A 19,749-nucleotide genomic window follows, 5' to 3' on the forward strand; every position below is an offset into this window, starting at 1 on the left:
AGAGCTTATATAATGCTGCAGCTGAGCTTGGCCAATCTAGACGATGGCCTCACATGTACTGACCAAAAAAGAAGAAAAATATGTCTGAGCAGAAGTATTCGATAGTCATAGATTTACGGTGGTGTCTAGATGAGTTACTGGCGGATAGAGTCATTGATCAACGCAGCTATAATTTGGTCATCACCAGCCGCCGAGCCAAGGAGCAGCACCCACTACTGACCATTAGCGAGTTTGGTTTGCCCAATGCTCATGCGCTAGACAGCACCTCTGAAGCCAAACTAACGCTGTCATGGCTCAACCAATGGCTGGCGGCAAAAGCAGGTATGGCGATGGTGCGTATTGATCCGCTAAAGGTTGATGTGCCAGCAGTCACGCAGCTGATGTCTTTTGAATATGCTCGCTCGCAGCATATTTTGCCGATTGAGGTCACATTAGATGAGGTCGTCATTGGTACAGACCAGCCGTTTTTTACCGATTGGCACGCCAATATCGAAAAGCTGATCAAATCCAAAACCTATCGCACCGTCTATATCAGTCCCGATCAGCTCAAGCGTTATCGTCAAGAGTTTTATCAAGTGACACAAGCGATTGCGGGTGCCAACTCTTTACATAAACGTGCTGCCGCTGATGTGACTAATGTTGAGGCGTTATTGCAGCTTGGGGACAACACCAACCCCGATGCCAATGATCAACATATTGTCAAAGTCGTCGACTGGCTGCTGCAGTATGCCTTTGAGCAGCGTGCCAGCGATATTCATTTAGAGCCGCGGCGCGAGATGGGGAGGGTGCGTTTTCGTATCGATGGGGTGCTGCACACAGTATATGAGATGCCGCTGGCCATCATCGTCGCAGTGACTGCGCGTATCAAAATCCTGGGGCGGCTAAATGTCGCCGAAAAGCGCAAGCCGCAAGATGGCCGTCTAAAGACTCGTACGCCAAAGGGGCTAGAAACCGAGCTGCGACTCTCTACCATGCCGACCGCCTTTGGCGAAAAGCTGGTGATGCGCGTCTTTGACCCTGAAGTGTTGGTACGCTCGTTTGCTCAGCTTGGTTTGTCGGGTAAGCAGCTCGAGACATGGCATGAGCTGACGGCCCATCCAAACGGTATTATTTTGGTCACCGGCCCGACAGGATCTGGTAAGACCACCACTTTATATAGCACACTCAAACAGTTGGCGACCGAGCAGGTCAACGTGTGTACCATCGAAGACCCTATCGAGATGATTGAGCCAAGCTTTAATCAGATGCAGGTCAATGCGGGAGTGGATTTGCATTTCGCTGATGGTATCCGCTCATTGATGCGTCAGGATCCAGATATCATCATGGTTGGGGAGATTCGCGATACTGAGACGGCCAATATGGCGGTACAAGCGTCGCTGACTGGTCACTTGGTACTCTCAACACTGCATACCAATGATGCACCAAGCTCACTGACACGTCTGCATGATTTGGGGGTGCAGCCGTTTTTGACCTCAGCGACCATACTCGGAGTCATGGCACAGCGTTTATTGCGTACCTTATGTCCACACTGCAAGCAAGCGTTAGAGGTGCGCCCCGAGAGTGAGGTTGCCATTCAATGGCAGGAGTTGGTGCAGCCTTGGCGCGCGCCCTTGCCTGCGCAAATCTACCGCGCAACAGGCTGTGAGCATTGCCGCCAAACGGGTTATCAAGGCCGTGTGGGCCTGTATGAAATCATGCCGCTATCCAATGAGTTAAAAAAGTTGGTCGCAACCGATGCCAATGTAGAGGCACTAAAAAAACAAGCCTACCGCGAAGGGGTGCAGCCGCTGCGATTATCGGGTGCCAAGCGTATCAGTGAAGGGGTGACGACCATAGAAGAGGTGATGCGCGTGGTACCGCTGCATTAAGCGTATGCGGCAAATAGACCGCTGTCCTTCATGTTTGCATACCGTCTTAGCGCTCCCAGCGTACATTTTGGCGCATGATTTTCGCGGGCGTGCCTGCGACCATGCAGTTTGGGGTGGTAATGGGTTTGTTGACAAAAGACCCTGCGGCAATGATACAGCCGCTAGCGATGGTGACATTTTTGGAGATAGTGACGTTGGCTGCGATCCAGATATGATCTTCCAATACCACATCAGCGCGGGCCTGGTTTAGGCGCTCGTTGGACTCGGTATCGTAGACTTTGTGGACATCGGTTGCACGGATTTCTATCCCGCGCGATATCATGCATGCTTTGCCGATGCGCACGCTTTTGTCACGTGCCAACACATAGCAGTCAATCGCTGTGGTCCGATCGCCGATATCAATGTGCAAATGATCGCCCACAATCAGCAGATGGCCTGAAAATTTGACGTGCTTACCGATGGCAATATGATTATGACTGCCATTGATATCGATATTGAGCTTGTTAAACTTCCCGTGCTTGCCGATACTGATTTGATTGTCATGACCTTTACGTATGGTAATGGCTGGGCCGCCGATGATACGCGCATCATAGGCGATATCGATATGATTGTCCTGTCCGTTATCTGTCAATAAAAACCGCTGTCTGTAGAGTTGTTTGGGTAGCAGAGTTTTGAGGATAGGGGGCAGGGTCACTGTCTTTTTTGGCGTCATAATAGCAGGGCTTATGTGGATGAATGTTAGGCGTGATAGGCCGCTGGTCGCAGCGCTCTATGGGGCTTTATGGATTATGCCTTGAAAACAGTGCAAGTCAGAGCAATAAATAGCACAAAGACGAGGCATTTTATACTGTTAAGGTCATTTTTTAACTGTCATTTCTCAAGTGTCATGTCTTATTTTAAAATTTACCACTTATGTATTTAATTAACGAGAGTGTTTATGTTTACTGATACGCATTGCCATCTAAACCGCCTGGATTTAACCAAATATGATGGTCAACTGTCCGGCGCAATTGACGCGATGAGAGCGGCCAATGTCACGCGCGCGATGGCGATTATGTGTGATTTTGCTGAATATGATGACATCGCTCATATTGTCAGCACTCATAGCGATGAGGTGTTAGAGCTGGGCATGAGTGTCGGCATTCATCCTTGTGAAGATATCACAGTGTTGCAATCTGCGACAACCGAGCGGCTGATACAAACCGCTGATGCTGAGCATGTCTGGGCCATCGGGGAGACGGGACTGGATTACTACTGGTCAACAGAAAATAAAAAAGAGCAGCAAGCCAGTCTTGCTCGTCATATCTATGCCAGCCAGCAGCTCAAAAAACCTTTGGTGGTGCACATGCGCGATGCCAAAGAAGATACCCTTGATATCTTAAAAGCAGAAGGCGCCGAGCATGGCATCATTCATTGTTTTACTGAAGATTGGGAGACGGCCAAACGAGCGCTGGATCTAGGGTTTTATATTTCGTTTTCAGGCATCGTCAGTTTTAAGAGCGCACAGATGATTCAAGATGCGGCGCGCAAGATGCCCAAAGATAGAATTCTCATCGAAACCGACAGCCCTTATCTGGCTCCTGTCCCCAAGCGCGGCAAACCCAATGAGCCTGCCTATGTGCCGTATGTCGCCCGTTATCTGGCTCAGATGTATGAGTGTGACAGTGAGGAGGTTGGAGCACTGACAGCAAAAAACTTTGAAAATTTGCTGGCACAGTACTGCTAAAATGGTTATGCTATGACCACTCAGTCATTTATCGGGTAATGTGAGGGTTTTGTCTCTTTTTTATTTCTAATATCGAGCGTAATCAGGCAGTTACCCATGACTATTTAGCAAACACGAGCATATTCCCTTTGGCAGTTCTCGAGCAGTCTTCATATAGTTGCATCCGCTTGTTGCCGATACATCCGTATAAACGATGGTTATATGCTTAATCTTGTCAAGTTTTAGGAGAGATTATGAGTCGTCAGCATCAGTTCAAAGCACGAGAAGAGAATATCTTAGCGATGGCAGAGCAACTGTTACTTGAGTCCGGCGATGGTGATATCACTTTGGACAGTTTGGCAGATCAGCTGGATTTGGCCAAAGGCACGTTATATAAGCATTTCTCCAGTAAAGATGAGCTGTATCTGCGTATTATTATTCGTTATGAAGAGCAGTTGTTTGAGATCAACCGTATTGATGACTGCCCATCAGCGGGGGTGGCTCGTATGATTTTGCAGCAACTATTTAATCCCCAAAAAGCCATGCTGCTCAACCAGATAGAAGAGCGTCTGGCGGCCTCGGTGACAGGTCTTAACCGCTTATTTGGCGAGCTGTACGACATTCGCCGTCAGCGTATGAAGCGTTTGATCGACATCATCAGCGCGTATCTAAAAGACGAGCACAGTAGTTTGAGCACTCGTGATTATTTGTCGTCGATTTGGGCGATGGGTCAAGGCGGGGCGGGGTTATTAAACTCAAGTTTTTATCAGCGTTATTTGGGTCGCCGCGACACCTTGCGTTATGCTTTTGTGCAGCAAATGCTGGAGTTGCCAAGTCACTACCCAGCTGCTGACGATGACTTGATGGATGAGGATATGCAAGAGTTGGTAGAGCAAATCGATACAGAATCAGAAGAACACCGTAACACCAATTATTAGCGCGTTTCTCGTGTTAAAAATGATGACTTACATGAGTTAAGAGCACATATCCCAACAGATAAAAACAGTGCCCAATGTAGGCAGTCACATCGCTCTGTGCTGTGGCCTCTTGGCAGGCAGCACAGAGAGTTTTTGTACTTACCTTAATACAATCATGAGCTTATAGGTGCAATATGCCGGTCACTGTCAAGACTCAGACTCGCTCAGCGACTAGCTCTCTAAGGTTGATTCAATCAGAATTTAGTCAGTATAGGCTGTATGATAAGACGCTTATGCCTAATATTGATGATCCTACACTTCCTTTCATAAAAAACGCCCGTACGTCTTGTGTTCATACTTCTGCTTCGGCACACTCGCACTTCATGTCTTCTAAATCTCAAACAGGCTTTACATTGGTCGAAATCGTGGTAGTGGTGGTCATCTTGTCAATATTCGCTGGTATGATGAGCCTATCTGTGGGCAGTAGTGAAGCGCGTAAAAACCGCGCGTTTTATGAGCATTTGACCGACTTACTCAGCTATGTACGGTTATTGTCCGCTGAGCGTATGCAGCCGATGGGTCTTAGTCTGCAGGCCGATAAGCGCGGTCAGGTGACGCCTGTGATCGTGACCTTGTCCAATCCCTATGCCGCGTATCAGGCAGCGAGCGTCTCAGCAGATAGCAATGATAGTACGCCCAAAAATGCCATGGAGCTGTCGGCAGAATTGTCTACCATGAGCGGTGGTTCTGATGACGCCTTGCCAACGCCAAGCTGGGAGCCTGAGACGGAGGTGACGCTGCCCGAGCTGCCATCTGGTGTTCATATCAGGGTGCAGAGCTTGGCGGCTGTAGAGGTATCAAGCGCTCAGCAGGCTCAGACATTGCAGCCTTGGTTTGTCGGTCAGATAGTGCCGCAGGTGGTTTGGTTTGGTACAGGGCAGGCCACGCCGGTGACCATCGAGGTGCTGCATGAGGCGCGGCTGGTAGGTGATGTGATTACGATTATGCCCGACGGCAGTATGATGATTGGACAAGGACAATAAGTGATGAGCCAATACACCAACGCTTATGATAAAGCTGCCTCATCACATTTAGAGCAGAGCCAGCGCGGCTTTACGTTGATAGAGGTGATGGTGGCGCTAGCAATTTTGGCCGTGGTTGCTGTTGCAGCCAGCCGCGCCAGTAGTGCTTATTTAAGCTCAGTTGACATACTGCGTACCCGTACACTGGCGCATTTTGTGGCACAAAACGCGGCGGCGGATTTACGTATTCAAGAGACGTGGCTGACGGCCAATCGCACCCAAACGATCAATGCCCAAGGCCGAGATTGGCAGGTGGTCATGACGGTCAATGAGGCGATCACGCCTGCGCTAAAAGAAGTAAATATCTCAGTTGCGCCGATAGTAGATGGCCAAGCACGTACGGTTGTGACCGATATCAGTGTGATGCTAAGCAATAGTGAGCAAGACATCGGCAGCCTAGATTTAGCAGGTTTGGCCGCATCTGGCGGTGCGCCATGAGGCAGCAGCGGGGCTTTACTTTACTAGAGCTACTGCTAGCAATGGCGATATTTGCCATGCTCGCAGTCGCAGGGTGGCAAGTGTTTGACAGTGTCAGCAAGTCGCGTGAGCGCGCCCAGCGTCATGCAGATGATTTGGCAGTATTACAATACGCGTATTTGCAGTTGCAACAAGATATGGGGCAAGTCATTGCTTATCAGGCCAATGAAGCGTCAACGACTGACGACTTAACCAATAACAGCAGCACAGATCCGCAAGCAACACTTCCGCCGCCTCAGCCGTTTATGAGCGTGGATGGTGAGTCTGTCAGTTTTGTACGATTTGCCGATCCTGATCCACGCTATCAGAGTAGCGCTAGTGTGCAGCGGATCGCCTATGTGTTTGCTAACGATCAGCTAATTCGCCGTCAATATCATAGTATCCATAGTATGAATGGCGAGAGCACAAGCTTAGATAGTGTCCTATTAAAAGGCGTGAGTGCAGGACGCTGGCAGGCATTAATGCCAGAGCCAAGCGATCAGTTCCCTAATACAGAGGGTGGGCGCTTGGGCACATTGGCAAATCAAACGAGCCGCGTAGCCAATACTCAGGCCAAAATCACTCTTTTGCCAAAAGGTGTGGCGGTGAGCTTTACTTATCAAGACATGCCAATCACGTGGCAATGGGCGCTCGCCCCTAAGTCGCTAGCTGTTGATAGCTTTAAAACAGCAAATACAGTTAATGATGGTAACAGCAATAACAACAGTAACAATGATGATAATGGCGGTGCCCAAAACGATGATGCAGGGGGCGGTGTCTAAATGCATTCTTTATTCGATACTAGAGGGCAGTTATGTCGATGACAGCGAACTCACAGCGCGGGGTTGCCTTATTGACGATATTGCTACTGGTGGTCAGCATCACCGTCGTGGCAGGTGCTATGCTGGCCAGTCAAAAGATTGCCATTAGACGCAGTGGGTTATTGTTTGAGCAAAACCAGCTTTTACAAGACATCCATGCTGGTCAACAGCTGGCCGTGACGCTGATTCGCGCTGATGATACGCTAAATGAGACGGATAGTGAGCAAGATATTTGGGCGCAGCCGATCCCGCCGTATACCTTGGATGGGCACAGTATTAGCATCGAGGTGCGTGATGAAGCCAGTCGATTTAATATCAATAACTTATATCATGACGGCGCAGTGGATAACACCGCATTGGCGGTATTTCAGAGGTTGCTGGTACAGTTAAATTTGGCACCAGAGATTGCTATAGCTGTGCTTGACTACCAAGATAGTGACAGCACGGTTTATCAAGATGGCGGTGATGAAGGTGTGGTCTATGAACAGCAATCGAGGGGCGCGGCCAGCACACTGCCCAATCAGCCATTTGTCAGTGTGGAGCAGCTACAAGATATCGAAAAGGTCAGCGCTGAGGATTTAGCAGCACTACGTCCTTATATCACTGCAGTGCCTTATTATTTGCCTATCAATATCAATACTGCCAGTCCAGTTTTGCTCGCTGCCCTGACAGAGACGGCTGATCGTCAGCAGATGCAGGCGCTGGTCGATATGCGCGGCCAGCAAGCATTAGCGGCGATTGATGCGCTGTGGCAACTACCAGCGCTTGGTACGGTGAGCGCTGACGAGCGCCGAGCGTTGACTCCGCTGCTTGCTACCGAAAGCCAAGCATTTATGGCGCTGATCACGGCCGCTGCTGATACTGGTGCCGCAAAACAACGCTTTGCCACCATACTGATCAGCAAAACGCCTGCCAATGCCGCAAACAGTAGCGGCGGCAACAACGAAAGCGTTGCGAGTGAGACTGATAAAACCGCTAAGCATATTCAGGTGGTGGCACAGCGCTTGTGGGCCTTTAGACCTAGCTTTTAAGCTGTAGAGCCGCTAATCTTTTAAACGAGTCTCTTCGCTTGATTTCCAGTTGTACGCACCATAAAACAGCATCTGTGCTTGCCGAGTACAGTTATGGAGCATCAGTTGTTTGTTTTTTTCGACTTCGTTTAGATCGATCTCGTCATCATGATCTTCGGTGTAAGTCAGCTCCAACCAATCGATGATCCAAGAAAAAAACATATTGATGCCAGCTTCAGCCAGTAGCCGTCGATCATAAGCATTGATGTGAGTAAAGGCTGGCTGCAACGCTAAGTCATCTGCTAAGTTTTGCGTGTGGTTTTTGACCAGATCGCTGATGGCTTTGCGCACCGCATCAGAGCCGCCATAGCGCTCACTGACCAAAAACTGCCAATAGTATGGCTGATCGCTGACCATATACAAAAACAGCTGGATACTTTTGGCGATTTGCCGATCAAAACTGCGCTTACGGCCAATCTGCAGGCTATCACTCAGTATAGCGAGTGTACTGCCTAGCTCCTCAATCACTAAGGCTCGACCAAGCGATTCCATATCGTCAAAATGCCTATAAAATGCCGTCGGCACCACGCCCACCTCGCGGGTGACCTGCCGAAGGCTAATAGAGCTAAAGGCTTGCCCTGTCATACATAAATCGAGCACCGCATTAAAAAAAGCGTGCCGAGTTTGAAGTTTTTTTTGTTCGCGACTACTCATAGTATTTCAAAAGTTATCCAGTAAAGGGTTATCATACGCATTTTAGCGCACAAATACGACCAAAATACGCAACGACTGTTAACTCAATAGTCGCCATATCGCACCCACTCATTTTGTTTATCGCGGTTTTTCAAATGGACGCGTCTTATACCACCGTCCCCCAATGCCCCTGCAACTCTTGCGCCAGTCGATAGGCCTCATGATCATTCATACCCGTAATAAAGTCTAGAATGCTTAAAATATTATGATAAATATTGTCTGATAACGTACGGCGCTGCTCATCTAAGTGCGGCTGTAGCAGCTTTAGCAAACGCTCCTGCTCAAAAGACATAGGCTGCGCGGCGCTTATGATCGTACTCCCCGTCCACGCCAGCGGCATAAAGGCATCTAAAAGACGATGCAGGCATTGATTGGCCATCAGCTCCATACGTACTTTACTTGGATGGTTAAATATCTGCTCACGCGCCAGCTGTTTGGCTTGATGGATGCCGCTTTGTACGCTGGTATCACAGTGGGCAAACAGGCTACCGCTGAGGGTTCCGGCCAGTAACGCGTCATCATTGGCAATAAAAGCATCCGTTACGGTATTGACCAAACGCATCATCGCCCGCGCGCGCAGTGATGCCAGACTTTGCCTTACAGACATATGAGCAGGTAACTCGATGGTACAAGGTCGCTCACCGATCAGCTCATAAAATATCGCCGCCACATCTTGATAGGTCAGCATATTTAGATTGATGCCGTCTTCTAAATCAATCAATGCGTAACAAATATCATCCGCCGCCTCTAATAGATACGCCAGTGGATGACGGGCAAAACCGTCATGCTGCTTGGAGCGCGGCAGATTCAAACACGATGCTAAGGTTTCTAGCTGCGCCGCTTCACTATAAAAGCAGCCAAATTTTTGTACTTTTTTGGCTTGCGATGGACAGGCTTGTAAGGTGGCAGCAGGGCGCTGCGGATAGGTAAGTTGCGAGCTGTCATTGCTGTGGGTGGCCAGCCAAGGATATTTCATAAAAGCGCCCAAGGTTGCGCAAGTCAAACGCATGCCGCCTTTATCAGGATGATGCTCGTTACGTGCGAGCAAACGAAACCCTTGCGCGTTACCTTCGTAGGCCAATAAATCCAACTGCTCAGAGGAGGATAAATGCTGCAAAACCGCCTGCCGCTCAGGATGGGCAAACCAGTCGCGAATGGCGTACTCACCTGCGTGCCCAAATGGCGGGTTGCCGATATCGTGGGCCAAACATGCCGCTTGCACGATGACGCCGACATCAGCAGGCGAGACCCCAGCGGGCAGACCGTGGGACAGCTTATCATGGAGCTTTTCTGCTGCCATCATACCCAAAGAGCGCCCGATACAAGAGACTTCAAGAGAGTGAGTCAGACGGGTATGAATACCCAGCTGATTGGTCAAGGGATGTACTTGAGTCTTTTGATTGAGCTGACGAAAAGAGTGCGAAAATACCAGCCTGTCATAGTCTTTATGAAACTGAGAGCGAGTGCTGGTATTGGCATGGTGTTTTTTATGAGCGCCGAGGCGCTGAGCGTTTAGAAGATGAGACCATTGGGTGGTGGCAGACGACAAAGACATAGAGGTGCCTAGCATATAAAAATATCCGAAACCAAGGGAGCCTCTAGCATAGCAAAATAGCATCCTTGGCACAGCTGCTACTTAGTACCGCTTTCGTATTTCATACCACCGCTCAGCGTGATGATTGCTAGGCTGTATGGCAGTTAAAAAGTATCTGCTCATCGCTGATGGCGACCTCATCATCTAAGGTTTTGCTCAGTAGTATCGCCTCATCATCACTGACTTGCCAGATGATGCCGTGGCGGTCATCAAGACCGATATCGCTCATATAGGTTTGTTGGTCATTGCGCTCAGCGCTGGCGGTCAAGTCGTATTCGATACCATCGATGAGCAAATGCGCTGTCTGCGGGGTGGCATCATGATGATAAAAAGCCTCAATAGTCGTCGCAGGCTCACAAGAGAAAGTAGTGCTGTTGCTGGTATGAGCGGCATGATCGTGACCTGCGTGCGCATGTTCCTCATGACTATGACTCTCATGACTGTGATCTTCATGATTATTAGGCCCTTCATGACCGTGTTCCATATCACTATGCTCTTCGTAGCCGTGCTCTTCATGCTCTTTATTGTCATGAATTTCATGACCTTGTTCATGATCGGCGTGATTATCTACTGGTGCTTCTTCAGATACCGCTGTATCGGTATCGTTGTTTGGCTGACAGCCCAATAAAGAGCCTGCCATCACACTTCCTAATATAGTAATACCTGCAAGTCTAGAAAAATAATTATTCACAGTATGAGTCCTCAAATAAGTAAAATAAAGATATGTTATAGTATAACAATGTAGTGATAAAATAAAGCCGATGATGGAGAATATCCAACATCGGCTAATTAACTTTAAACAAGCGATACTATTGAAAGTTACACGTTAAATCTAAAGTGCATCACATCGCCGTCTTGGACGATATAGGTTTTGCCTTCTAGGCGAGATTTGCCAGCGGCTGCAGCGCCTTTTTCGCCGTTATACTCGATAAAGTCATCATAAGCGATGACCTCAGCACGAATAAAGCCGCGCTCAAAATCGGTATGAATAACGCCAGCAGCTTGCGGCGCGGTAGCGCCGATAGCGACCGTCCATGCGCGCACTTCTTTGACCCCAGCAGTAAAGTAAGTCTGCATATCAAGTAAGTCGTAACCTGCACGAATCACTTGATCAAGACCAGCTTCTTCCATGCCCATGTCTTCTAAAAAGTCTTTTTTGTCGTCTTCGTCGAGCTGCGCGATTTCAGATTCGATTTGGTTGCACAAAGCGATAACGATCGAGTCTTCGCCTGTGGCGTAGTCGCGCACCGCATCAAGATAAGGGTTGTTTTCAAAACCATCCTCGCTCACGTTGGCGATATACATGGTCGGTTTCAAAGTGATCAGACCATAGCTGCGGATCAGTTTTTGCTCATCTTTATCCAGACCTGCTGCGCGTGCTGCTTTGCCTTCTGCTAGTAAAGGTTCGATTTTTTTGAATACCTCAAGCATGGCCTGCGCGTCTTTGTCACCGCCTTTGGCTTTTTTGCTTTGGTTTTGAATAGCGCGCTCGACTGCTTCTAAGTCTGCGAGCGCCAGCTCTGTATTGATGGTTTCGATGTCATCGATAGGGCTGACGCGGCCGTCGACGTGGACGACGTTGTCATCGTCAAAACAGCGTACCACATGTGCAATCGCGTCGGTCTCACGGATATTGGCCAAAAACTGGTTACCCATGCCTTCACCTTTTGATGCGCCTGCGACCAAACCTGCGATATCGACAAACTCCATGGTCGTGGGTAGCACGCGCTCCGGATTGACGATATCGGCCAGTTTTTTGAGACGAGGATCTGGTACAGGCACGATGCCGGTATTGGGGTCTTTGGTACAAAACGGAAAGTTTTCAGCAGCGATGCCCGCTTTGGTCAACGCATTAAATAAGGTGGATTTGCCCACGTTTGGTAGGCCGACGATGCCGCAATTAAAACCCATAATGCTCTCTCGATAGTATTATAAAATAAGGTCGGCCGATGCTCGATGAAAGCGCCAGCCAAAATTGGGCATATTGTAGCAAATTTTCCGAGGATAAGGGTGAGGTTGTTGCGGTGTATTTGGACTCAAATATCTATCGCAAGACTGTGCTTAGTACTGACATTAAAATACACATATGACGATGCCCTTGTTATGGGCGCTCTTATGATATATCACATGTATGATTTGCGCGCAGGCGCGCCGCTATATCAGGCGAGTGGGGTGCTTGCGGGCTTTATGTCTGATAAAATAGCCTGTTATTCCTGAAAAAAATACCTTTATTAAAAACGTATAACCAAAAGTATTTTTCGGCGAAAAAATCCGTTAAATATGGGTTTATTAATTATCAGGTTCGCGTTATTATCACCCCCTGATATGCAAGACTCTACTACCTGTTAGGAAAGGATATTCTATGCGCTATGAGGTTATTGTTATTGGTGCTGGCATGGTTGGCACCTCAATTGCGTGGCATCTACAAAAAAATAATTCGCAAGTACTGTTACTAGATAAAAAACTCCCAGGGTCAGAGACCTCTTATGGAAATGCTGGCTTGATCCAGCGTGAAGCCATCCACACTCATCCTTTCCCGCGTCAGCTGACAGAGATGATTCGCGTACTGCCCAACCAAGGTACCGATATCCGTTATCGGATACCGGCTCTTTTGCGTTATCATCAAGCCTTGCTGCAATACTGGAAGTACTCGGCGCCAGCCACGGTTAAAAAAATCGAAGCTGAATGGCAGACGCTGATTGCGCATTGTACCAGCGAGCATCAAACCATGATTTCGGCATCTGGTGCAGATGAGCTGATCACGCGTGATGGATGGTTGCAGCTGCATCGCTCTGAAGACACCTTTAAAGAGGCAATCGAATCAGCCATTGCGGCTCGCGAGCAGGGCGTCGAGCACAACGTACTGAGTCTTGCAGAGTTGAAAGCGATGGAGCCGAGTGCCAACTTTGATGGGTTTGTGGGCGCGATTCATTGGCTCAACTCGTGGCAAGTTTCAAACCCAAGCGCCTTGGTCAAAGCTTACGCCAAAAACTTTGAAGAGATGCAAGGGACGATCAAAGAAAGTGACGTAAAAGAAATCGTCAAAGAAGGTGAAGGCTGGAAAATCATCACGGATAAAGAGACCTACTATAGTGATAAGCTGGTCATCGCTGCCGGCCCTTGGTCAAACGACTTGATCAAACCACTGGGTTATAACCTGCCGTTGTTCCCGATGCGCGGTTACCATCAGCACTTTAAAGTGACGGACAAAAACACCATCCATCACAGTATGTTTGATATGGACAAAGGCTTTGTCATGGGGCCAATGCAGCAAGGTATTCGCATCACTACCGGTGCTGAGATGACCACTATGAACGCGCCAAAAAACTTCGGTCAATTACAGACCGTCCTAAAATTCGCGCGCAAAATTCTACCGCTAGATGACGCTGTCGAGAGCGAAGCGTGGGCAGGCTCGCGCCCTTGTATGCCAGATATGAAGCCGGTCATTGGTCCTGCACCTAAGCATGACAAGCTCTGGTTTGCCTTTGGTCACAGCCATCAAGGCTTTACTTTGGGGCCGATGACAGGGCGCATCGTAGAAGAGATGATTCATGATAAGCCGCTATTGGTCGATATCACCCCATTTAGCGCTCAGCGTTTCTCTCGCTAGGCGTTAGAGCTGCTTACCGGACAAACGCAACTTAACTTTCATTAGATATTAAGGATAAAATACGATGAAAAAGCTACACAGCAATCAGCGTATGAGTAAAATCGTGGTACACAACCAGACCGTTTATCTGTGCGGTCAGGTGGGTAACGCAGAAGACGACATCAAAGCCCAAACCCTCACTTGCCTAGAAAAAATCCAAGCATTGCTCGAAGAGGTTGGTAGCGATAAATCAAAGCTACTCTCAGTGACCGTTTGGATTAAAGACATGGCAGACTTTGCCGCGATGAATGAAGTATGGGATAAGTGGTTTGAAGGCATACAGCCACCAGCGCGTGCTTGCGGCGAGTCTGCACTGGCGCGTCCTGAGCTACTCGTCGAGATGATTGCCACTGCCGCAGAGTAACTTAGCGTTGCTACGAGCGTAGCGCTGCTATTAGTAAGCAGTCAGAGCCAAACAAAAAGGACATGATAGCGATATCGTGTCCTTTTTCATTGGTATTTTTTATTAGTATTGTCCTTTGGCTTCTTGCTGTTAGCTTTTTTGTCATTACTCTACTGCGGTTTATAAATGCTAAATTAAGCCCCATATCATAAAAATCATATACAACAAAAAAGAGTCTTATGATTTTTATCAGCCATACCATGCGTCTGAGCGATAGCGACGTGGAGATGCATGCCATTCGTGCGCAAGGGGCAGGCGGACAAAACGTCAATAAAGTCGCCTCGGCCATTCACCTACGCTTTGATATCAATGCCTCAAGCTTAAGCGAGGAGCACAAACAGCGTTTATTAAACAGTAAAGACAGCCGTGTCACCAAAGATGGTATCTTTGTATTAAAAGCGCAGCAGTACCGTACGCAGGAGCGCAATAAGATAGATGCGCTTGAGCGCCTCAAAGCCTTTATTTTGCAATCTACGAAAACGCTGCCGACACGTAAACCGACCAAACCCAGCAAAAGTGCTAAGCGTAAACGGGTCGATCAAAAGACGCAGCGCGGCAAAATAAAAGCGTTACGCGGCAAGGTGGATTTTTAATCACATGTTTAGTCATGCTTTTCAATCACATTATGGTGACCAGTCACACTGGTGCGTGAGTCTTATCGTCCCGTCCATACAGCATCGCGCTTTTCGATAAACGCATCAATGCCCTCGCGCACGTCATCTGCCATCATATTGCAGCTCATCACTTTGCCTGCATAGTCATAGGCGTCTGCCAAGTCCATCTCCAACTGCTGATAAAACATATCCTTGCCAGTTTTGAGCGCGACAGAGGATTTGGCGGTGATGCTATCGATTAAAGAGTGTAGGCTGGCCGCCAACTGATCCGCTGGCGCGACACGGTTAATAAGCCCTTGCTGCAAGGCGGTACGGGCATCGATAAATTCACCGGTGATGAGCATCTCAAACGCTTGCTTGCGAGGGAGGTTGCGACTGACAGCGACAGCCGGCGTCGAGCAAAACAGCCCGACGTTGATGCCAGAGGTGGCAAACTTGGCTTCATCAGCCGCCACGGCGAGATCGCAAGCGGCGACCAGTTGACAGCCTGCGGCAGTGGCAATGCCCTGTACCTTGGCAATCACGACTTGCGGCATCTGGTTGATGGTCAGCATCATTTGGCTGCATTGTTTAAATAAAGCGCTGTGAAATGCTTCATCCGAGTGGGCGCGCATCTCTTTTAGATTGTGACCTGCACAAAATGCTTTGCCAGCCGCCGCGATGACGACCACACGGATATTGCTGTCTTGGGCGATATTGTCCAGCTCTGTCTGCATGGCGGTGAGCATATCGCTTGATAGCGCATTGAATTGTTTGGGGCGATTGAGAGTAAGCGTGACGACGCCTTTTGCCTCTTTATGGTTTTCTCTGATAACGAACGGCTCATTGGTCTCAGGCGTATGGGTGTTGTACATTTATCTTCCTTGATAATGGGACATAAACCCAAATGATAGCATGGCTTATCAGTGATATAACAGCTGACCTGTTTTGAATATCCGTTTTGACTTCCTCCCCGACCTAAAGGACGGGAATTCCTACTAAAGACGGTCAAGCCCGACCGCGAGAATGTTTTTTGCTCCATTAACATCTCTATTATGGGTCGTTTTACCAGAACGACAAAACCACTCTCTTATACCAAGTGCTGTTTAGTAGTGGTTGGCTATTGGTGGCAGGCGCGCTCGTTGTTTACTTGTTTCCGAGCACTGTGCCGCAGATTGGTCTGAGCCAATGGATAGTAGCGCTGATATTGGCGCTGCTGGCGACAGACTATATGCGCCGCTTATTACGTAGGCGTTTAGATGGCTATACGGGCGATGGGCTAGGGGCGACGCAGCAGGTAAGTGAAATCGCCATATATGTGGGGCTGGCTGCTTCTATACCTTTTGTCTGAAGTATATAGTCAGTCCTAAATGAAAAGAGTACAAGTATTATGACGCGCTACTGGTATAAATTTTCCTTGCTTACTCACTTTGCTCACTTTGCGTCTGATGGTGGCGAGAGCTTGCAGCAGTTATTTGAGCGTGTGGAGAACTGGTTAAATGACATGGCTGCGCAAAATAGTAATCAAAAACCAATATTAGCAGTCGGTCATGCAGGCTGGATAACTGCTGCCAAGATGATTGATGCTGGACAAAATATACCGAAGATAGCAGCAGATTGGCCAGCTTCAGTGGCGTACGGGGAGCGCCAAGACTTGCCTTTTCTTTTTTGAGTGTGTTTTCAATGCCAGCTTCCACGATAATACATTTGAAAATATATCCTAATGACATGCTCTAATAAAAAGGCTCATAGCAAAAAACTGGCCATGTGTAATGACCAGTTTATTTTATCTTCTGCAGCGATGGACAAGGGCTTTTGCATCATTTAAGCAATCTTATCAAACCATGCTTTGTTATTATCAGGCGTCATAGAATCGAAGCTGACATAAATACCTCTTTCATCTAGTGTGGCATACCAGTGATCGTCATTACTGCCAGTCAGCAGTTGAAAATACCTATTATTTACAATTCTACCGACAGTATAAATCTCACCTTCTGCATAAAACTTATTACCTTGGATACATAACAATTTATCATTGGTATTTATCACACGACTGTCTAATGTTTTATCATTCAACGTATTGTTATTTGGCATACTATTCGTCATACCCTATCAACAAATGAGAGGGTTATAGCATAACAGTCAGATAATTAAATATATAGAGGGTTTTATAGAGGTTATCTTATCATTAAGTATAAGATATTTAAGGTTTTATTGCAGATAGTTGCTAGAGTATATCATCGGGTCGCAACAAACAAGTCAAGCGAGATTAGCAGCGATCAGCAATAAAAAAAGCCAGCGACATGATGTCACTGGCTTCTTTAGACTGCTACAAAGGCTTACTCTTCTGAGTAATCTTCGTTGTCGTCTGCTACATCGTCAGCTGCGTCTTCATTGTCGCCATCTTCAGATAAGATAGTAACCAAGATGCTAGCAGTCACGTCATGGTGTAGCTGAATATCAACATTGTATTCGCCCACTTGACGTAGAGTGCCTTCAGGTAGCTTGATTTCAGCACGGTCTACTTCTAGACCTGAGTTAGTCAATGCTTCAGCGATATCGCGAGTACCGATAGAGCCAAATAGCTTGCCTTCGTCACCTGATTTAGCACGCATGATGACATTAACGTCAGTTAATGCGTCAGCACGCTCTTGAGCAGTAGCGATTTCTTTTGCTTCTTCAGCTTCAAGCTCAGCACGACGTGCTTCGAACTTTTCAATGTTAGCTTTGGTCGCAGGTAGCGCTTTGCCCTGAGGGATAAGAAAGTTACGACCGTAACCTGGTTTTACATCGACAGTTTCACCGAGTTTACCAAGGTTGACGATACGCTGTAACAAAATAATTTGCATGAGTCATTCCTAGTTAACGGTTAAATTACTGATGGTTGTCAGTATACGGAAGTAGTGAAAGGTAACGAGCTTGCTTGATAGCAGTGGCTAGTTGACGCTGATACTTAGTAGACGTACCGGTAATACGGCTTGGTACGATTTTACCATTATCACTGATGTACTGTTTTAGCAATTCAACATCTTTATAGTCGATGTGAGTGATGCCTTCAGCAGTGAAACGGCAGAATTTGCGACGGCGATAGAAACGTGCCATGAGTATTCTCCTTTAATTAGTCTTCACTGTTGTCGTTGTCGTCGTTTTCACGATTGTCTGGACGACGAGTAGTTGCTTTGCGTGCGCGTTTTTCATCGGCATTCTTGGCTAACTGCGACTCTTCAGTGACAGCTTCGTCACGGCGCATAACTAGACTACGAATGATCGCGTCGTTATAGCGGAATAATTCTTCAAGTTCAGCTAAAGTATCACCGTCAGTTTCGATGTTGAAAAGAACGTAGTGAGCTTTGTGAATCTTGTTGATTGGATAAGCCAATTGACGGCGGCCCCAATCTTCAAGGCGATGGATAGCACCACCGTTGTCTTGAACCAACTTGATATAGCGTTCAACCATGCCGACCACTTGGTCGCTTTGGTCTGGGTGTACAAGTAACACCAGTTCGTAATGTCGCATTATGACTCCTTACGGATTAGTAGCTATTGACCCTATGTCAATAGCAAGGAGATTTATAAGGTAAACCCAACGCCCAGTTTTATAAAATCCTATTTATAAAAATAGTTCTTATAAAATCTTGGAGATAAGCTTAGTTTATAAAGCGCCGTATTATAACAGTAGTGAGTGGCTAATACAAAGGTTAATCACTCACGCATTGCCGGTAATACTAAAAAAGCCACGATCATACGCGGCTTTTTCAGTATTTAAAGAGGTATTTAAGGATAAATTTAGAGATCGAGCTTGTCATTTATCGGTTGATTATTTCAGAGTTGGCTTTTTTGTCAGCTGACTGCTGTCGGCTTTGACCACCAACGTCTTAGCCAGTTTGTCATGCCAACCGATGTTTTCAGGGCTTTTGGAGGCCATATAATAATGAACGGCGACAACGACAAATCCTAAAAAGCTGGTAAACGAAAATAGCAAATTATAAATAATAAACAGCAGTAACGTACGCATACCGATGAGCTTGGTAAATGAGGGCAGGCGATGAGTGGTTTGATCGACCACACGAATACCAGTGATTAGCTTACCCAGTGACTGCCCGCGTAATGCGATAAATACCAGTTGCAATGCAAATAGGCCAAACACCATGATTTGCGACATCATCAATGTGCTACTAGGTAAGCTCTCCATCAGTGTCATAGAGTACTGGTACGCGGCGTCCATATCTTGGATGTTTTGAAACTTACTATAGTCGACATCCATTTTGGTCAGTGCCATCACCAGCGGAAATATCGCCAGCAGATATAGCAGCCCATTGATAACAGTCGCCAATACTCGCGACATAATTGGCGCTAGTACGACGTCGCCAACGACTTTGTCTTGGTTGGTGGCAGCTTTATTCAGCTGGGTTTTGTTTAATGAGACGTTGTGATGCGGGGTGTGGTGACGATTGGTCGTCATGTCGACCTTGGTATTATTCGCCGTATCTTTACGCTCAGGCTTGCCGTACAGTCTATCTAAAGACACAGGCTTGTCGGTTTGCTTACCTGAGGCATTGTCTTCTGGAAAGATAGTGACGTTGTTAATGATAGAGTCATTGACCTCAGCGCCATTAACCGGAGCGGGTGTATAGACCGTTTGGTTGTTGGTTAAGGTGCCGACACGTTGCCATTGCTCCAAGCCTTCATGCCACATCAGGTCATCTAGCACCACTTCGCCAGATGCCAACATGATATTGAGCTGCTCCAAATTGTATGGACCAGCTTGTACGTTATTTCGAGCAAGAAAAATTTGCATAATTGCCTGCATAGTTAGTCAAATATTAAGTCACTGTTTTTAAGCCACTACTTGTCTCACATTATATTAGGGTCTATTTGAAAAAATCAAATAGACCCTA

The 19,749-nt window shown here is 47.4% G+C and carries 23 protein-coding genes and 1 pseudogene; 12 read left to right on the plus strand and 12 right to left on the minus strand.

Annotated features, from left to right (window positions below):
* Positions 1-80: 80 nt before the first annotated feature.
* Complete coding sequence (locus AADH33_RS05230; RefSeq protein ID WP_348549796.1) at positions 81-1,868, plus strand: GspE/PulE family protein; 1,788 nt, start codon at positions 81-83, stop codon at positions 1,866-1,868.
* Between the two features lie 46 nt (positions 1,869-1,914).
* On the opposite strand, the gene AADH33_RS05235 is transcribed toward AADH33_RS05230, so the two are convergent.
* Positions 1,915-2,580 carry an acyltransferase gene (locus AADH33_RS05235; RefSeq protein ID WP_348549797.1) on the minus strand — a complete coding sequence of 222 codons (666 nt, stop codon included), beginning with the start codon at positions 2,578-2,580 and terminating at the stop codon, positions 1,915-1,917.
* A gap of 225 nt (positions 2,581-2,805) precedes the next feature.
* Here AADH33_RS05235 and AADH33_RS05240 point away from each other — a divergent pair, with 225 nt between their 5' ends.
* The 6 genes from AADH33_RS05240 (at position 2,806) to gspK (ending at position 7,880) form a co-directional block, all read left to right on the plus strand.
* Positions 2,806-3,594, plus strand: coding sequence for a TatD family hydrolase (locus tag AADH33_RS05240; protein ID WP_348549798.1), 789 nt, complete (start codon positions 2,806-2,808; stop codon positions 3,592-3,594).
* A 233-nt stretch (positions 3,595-3,827) separates the two neighbouring features.
* On the plus strand, positions 3,828-4,511 hold the full coding sequence (locus tag AADH33_RS05245; protein ID WP_201585498.1) for a TetR/AcrR family transcriptional regulator: 684 nt from the start codon (positions 3,828-3,830) through the stop codon (positions 4,509-4,511).
* A 362-nt stretch (positions 4,512-4,873) separates the two neighbouring features.
* Complete coding sequence (locus tag AADH33_RS05250; RefSeq protein ID WP_348549799.1) at positions 4,874-5,533, plus strand: prepilin-type N-terminal cleavage/methylation domain-containing protein; 660 nt, start codon at positions 4,874-4,876, stop codon at positions 5,531-5,533.
* Between the two features lie 3 nt (positions 5,534-5,536).
* The gene (gene gspI / locus AADH33_RS05255; RefSeq protein ID WP_348549800.1) at positions 5,537-6,010 is read left to right on the plus strand and encodes a type II secretion system minor pseudopilin GspI; all 474 of its coding nucleotides are present in this window, start codon (positions 5,537-5,539) and stop codon (positions 6,008-6,010) included.
* Positions 6,007-6,810, plus strand: a complete 804-nt coding sequence (gspJ, locus tag AADH33_RS05260) for a type II secretion system minor pseudopilin GspJ (RefSeq protein ID WP_348549801.1) — start codon at positions 6,007-6,009, stop codon at positions 6,808-6,810. The genes gspI and gspJ overlap by 4 nt, the downstream gene beginning before the upstream one ends.
* Positions 6,811-6,842: 32 nt before the next feature.
* Positions 6,843-7,880 carry a type II secretion system minor pseudopilin GspK gene (gspK, locus tag AADH33_RS05265; protein ID WP_348549802.1) on the plus strand — a complete coding sequence of 346 codons (1,038 nt, stop codon included), beginning with the start codon at positions 6,843-6,845 and terminating at the stop codon, positions 7,878-7,880.
* Between the two features lie 12 nt (positions 7,881-7,892).
* On the opposite strand, the gene AADH33_RS05270 is transcribed toward gspK, so the two are convergent.
* The 4 genes from AADH33_RS05270 to ychF form a co-directional block, all read right to left on the minus strand.
* Complete coding sequence (locus AADH33_RS05270; protein WP_198336324.1) at positions 7,893-8,573, minus strand: TetR family transcriptional regulator; 681 nt, start codon at positions 8,571-8,573, stop codon at positions 7,893-7,895.
* A 145-nt stretch (positions 8,574-8,718) separates the two neighbouring features.
* A complete protein-coding gene (locus tag AADH33_RS05275; RefSeq protein ID WP_348549803.1) occupies positions 8,719-10,167 on the minus strand; it encodes a deoxyguanosinetriphosphate triphosphohydrolase in 1,449 nt (482 codons plus the stop codon).
* Between the two features lie 127 nt (positions 10,168-10,294).
* On the minus strand, positions 10,295-10,846 hold the full coding sequence (locus tag AADH33_RS05280) for a hypothetical protein (protein WP_348549804.1): 552 nt from the start codon (positions 10,844-10,846) through the stop codon (positions 10,295-10,297).
* A gap of 179 nt (positions 10,847-11,025) precedes the next feature.
* Positions 11,026-12,117 (minus strand): redox-regulated ATPase YchF, encoded by a 1,092-nt coding sequence (gene ychF, locus AADH33_RS05285; RefSeq protein ID WP_075101584.1) that lies wholly within the window; start codon positions 12,115-12,117, stop codon positions 11,026-11,028.
* Positions 12,118-12,568: 451 nt separating this feature from the next.
* On the opposite strand from ychF, the gene AADH33_RS05290 reads away from it, so the two are divergent.
* From AADH33_RS05290 to arfB, 3 genes are all read left to right on the plus strand, one after another.
* Positions 12,569-13,816, plus strand: a complete 1,248-nt coding sequence (locus AADH33_RS05290; protein ID WP_075101583.1) for an NAD(P)/FAD-dependent oxidoreductase — start codon at positions 12,569-12,571, stop codon at positions 13,814-13,816.
* Between the two features lie 64 nt (positions 13,817-13,880).
* A complete protein-coding gene (locus AADH33_RS05295) occupies positions 13,881-14,219 on the plus strand; it encodes a RidA family protein (protein WP_075101582.1) in 339 nt (112 codons plus the stop codon).
* A 218-nt stretch (positions 14,220-14,437) separates the two neighbouring features.
* Positions 14,438-14,851, plus strand: a complete 414-nt coding sequence (gene arfB, locus AADH33_RS05300; RefSeq protein ID WP_075101581.1) for an alternative ribosome rescue aminoacyl-tRNA hydrolase ArfB — start codon at positions 14,438-14,440, stop codon at positions 14,849-14,851.
* A 62-nt stretch (positions 14,852-14,913) separates the two neighbouring features.
* Here arfB and AADH33_RS05305 read toward each other — a convergent pair whose 3' ends face one another.
* Both AADH33_RS05305 and AADH33_RS05310 read right to left on the minus strand, forming a co-directional pair.
* On the minus strand, positions 14,914-15,726 hold the full coding sequence (locus AADH33_RS05305; RefSeq protein ID WP_348549805.1) for an enoyl-CoA hydratase: 813 nt from the start codon (positions 15,724-15,726) through the stop codon (positions 14,914-14,916).
* Between the two features lie 123 nt (positions 15,727-15,849).
* A pseudogene (locus AADH33_RS05310) lies at positions 15,850-15,951 on the minus strand (zinc ribbon domain-containing protein); the annotation flags it as partial.
* Here AADH33_RS05310 and AADH33_RS05315 point away from each other — a divergent pair.
* Positions 15,951-16,202: an adenosylcobinamide-GDP ribazoletransferase gene (locus AADH33_RS05315; protein ID WP_348549806.1), complete on the plus strand. Its 252-nt coding sequence runs from the start codon at positions 15,951-15,953 to the stop codon at positions 16,200-16,202. The pseudogene AADH33_RS05310 and the gene AADH33_RS05315 sit on opposite strands and share 1 nt — an antisense overlap.
* A gap of 39 nt (positions 16,203-16,241) precedes the next feature.
* The gene (locus tag AADH33_RS05320; protein ID WP_348549807.1) at positions 16,242-16,523 is read left to right on the plus strand and encodes a phosphoglycerate mutase family protein; all 282 of its coding nucleotides are present in this window, start codon (positions 16,242-16,244) and stop codon (positions 16,521-16,523) included.
* 152 nt (positions 16,524-16,675) lie between these two features.
* Here the strand turns inward: AADH33_RS05320 and AADH33_RS05325 are convergent, their stop codons facing one another.
* The 5 genes from AADH33_RS05325 to AADH33_RS05345 all read right to left on the minus strand — a co-directional run bounded on the left by AADH33_RS05325 (position 16,676) and on the right by AADH33_RS05345 (position 19,649).
* Positions 16,676-16,945: a hypothetical protein gene (locus AADH33_RS05325; protein WP_348549808.1), complete on the minus strand. Its 270-nt coding sequence runs from the start codon at positions 16,943-16,945 to the stop codon at positions 16,676-16,678.
* Positions 16,946-17,190: 245 nt separating this feature from the next.
* Complete coding sequence (rplI, locus tag AADH33_RS05330) at positions 17,191-17,700, minus strand: 50S ribosomal protein L9 (protein WP_348549809.1); 510 nt, start codon at positions 17,698-17,700, stop codon at positions 17,191-17,193.
* A 25-nt stretch (positions 17,701-17,725) separates the two neighbouring features.
* Positions 17,726-17,953, minus strand: coding sequence for a 30S ribosomal protein S18 (gene rpsR / locus AADH33_RS05335; RefSeq protein WP_058368567.1), 228 nt, complete (start codon positions 17,951-17,953; stop codon positions 17,726-17,728).
* 16 nt (positions 17,954-17,969) lie between these two features.
* Complete coding sequence (gene rpsF, locus AADH33_RS05340) at positions 17,970-18,368, minus strand: 30S ribosomal protein S6 (protein ID WP_075102154.1); 399 nt, start codon at positions 18,366-18,368, stop codon at positions 17,970-17,972.
* A gap of 300 nt (positions 18,369-18,668) precedes the next feature.
* Positions 18,669-19,649: an RDD family protein gene (locus AADH33_RS05345; protein WP_348549810.1), complete on the minus strand. Its 981-nt coding sequence runs from the start codon at positions 19,647-19,649 to the stop codon at positions 18,669-18,671.
* Positions 19,650-19,749: the final 100 nt, after the last annotated feature.

Source organism: Psychrobacter sp. KFRI-CH2-11, assembly GCF_038239325.1.
GTDB lineage: Bacteria > Pseudomonadota > Gammaproteobacteria > Pseudomonadales > Moraxellaceae > Psychrobacter > Psychrobacter celer.

What these genes read in the sequence shown, in the direction of transcription:
- AADH33_RS05280 (WP_348549804.1), bottom strand. Translation starts at nt 10,846, where the DNA reads ATGGCAGGCTCTTTATTGGGCTGTCAGCCAAACAACGATACCGATACA.
- rpsF (WP_075102154.1), bottom strand. Translation starts at nt 18,368, where the DNA reads ATGCGACATTACGAACTGGTGTTACTTGTACACCCAGACCAAAGCGAC.
- AADH33_RS05235 (WP_348549797.1), bottom strand. Translation starts at nt 2,580, where the DNA reads ATGACGCCAAAAAAGACAGTGACCCTGCCCCCTATCCTCAAAACTCTG.
- AADH33_RS05275 (WP_348549803.1), bottom strand. Translation starts at nt 10,167, where the DNA reads ATGTCTTTGTCGTCTGCCACCACCCAATGGTCTCATCTTCTAAACGCT.
- AADH33_RS05325 (WP_348549808.1), bottom strand. Translation starts at nt 16,945, where the DNA reads ATGCCAAATAACAATACGTTGAATGATAAAACATTAGACAGTCGTGTG.
- gspJ (WP_348549801.1), top strand. Translation starts at nt 6,007, where the DNA reads ATGAGGCAGCAGCGGGGCTTTACTTTACTAGAGCTACTGCTAGCAATG.
- rpsR (WP_058368567.1), bottom strand. Translation starts at nt 17,953, where the DNA reads ATGGCACGTTTCTATCGCCGTCGCAAATTCTGCCGTTTCACTGCTGAA.
- AADH33_RS05290 (WP_075101583.1), top strand. Translation starts at nt 12,569, where the DNA reads ATGCGCTATGAGGTTATTGTTATTGGTGCTGGCATGGTTGGCACCTCA.
- ychF (WP_075101584.1), bottom strand. Translation starts at nt 12,117, where the DNA reads ATGGGTTTTAATTGCGGCATCGTCGGCCTACCAAACGTGGGCAAATCC.
- AADH33_RS05295 (WP_075101582.1), top strand. Translation starts at nt 13,881, where the DNA reads ATGAAAAAGCTACACAGCAATCAGCGTATGAGTAAAATCGTGGTACAC.
- AADH33_RS05270 (WP_198336324.1), bottom strand. Translation starts at nt 8,573, where the DNA reads ATGAGTAGTCGCGAACAAAAAAAACTTCAAACTCGGCACGCTTTTTTT.
- AADH33_RS05320 (WP_348549807.1), top strand. Translation starts at nt 16,242, where the DNA reads ATGACGCGCTACTGGTATAAATTTTCCTTGCTTACTCACTTTGCTCAC.
- AADH33_RS05240 (WP_348549798.1), top strand. Translation starts at nt 2,806, where the DNA reads ATGTTTACTGATACGCATTGCCATCTAAACCGCCTGGATTTAACCAAA.
- AADH33_RS05245 (WP_201585498.1), top strand. Translation starts at nt 3,828, where the DNA reads ATGAGTCGTCAGCATCAGTTCAAAGCACGAGAAGAGAATATCTTAGCG.
- AADH33_RS05230 (WP_348549796.1), top strand. Translation starts at nt 81, where the DNA reads ATGTCTGAGCAGAAGTATTCGATAGTCATAGATTTACGGTGGTGTCTA.
- arfB (WP_075101581.1), top strand. Translation starts at nt 14,438, where the DNA reads ATGATTTTTATCAGCCATACCATGCGTCTGAGCGATAGCGACGTGGAG.
- rplI (WP_348549809.1), bottom strand. Translation starts at nt 17,700, where the DNA reads ATGCAAATTATTTTGTTACAGCGTATCGTCAACCTTGGTAAACTCGGT.
- gspK (WP_348549802.1), top strand. Translation starts at nt 6,843, where the DNA reads ATGTCGATGACAGCGAACTCACAGCGCGGGGTTGCCTTATTGACGATA.
- AADH33_RS05305 (WP_348549805.1), bottom strand. Translation starts at nt 15,726, where the DNA reads ATGTACAACACCCATACGCCTGAGACCAATGAGCCGTTCGTTATCAGA.
- AADH33_RS05250 (WP_348549799.1), top strand. Translation starts at nt 4,874, where the DNA reads ATGTCTTCTAAATCTCAAACAGGCTTTACATTGGTCGAAATCGTGGTA.
- AADH33_RS05345 (WP_348549810.1), bottom strand. Translation starts at nt 19,649, where the DNA reads ATGCAAATTTTTCTTGCTCGAAATAACGTACAAGCTGGTCCATACAAT.
- gspI (WP_348549800.1), top strand. Translation starts at nt 5,537, where the DNA reads ATGAGCCAATACACCAACGCTTATGATAAAGCTGCCTCATCACATTTA.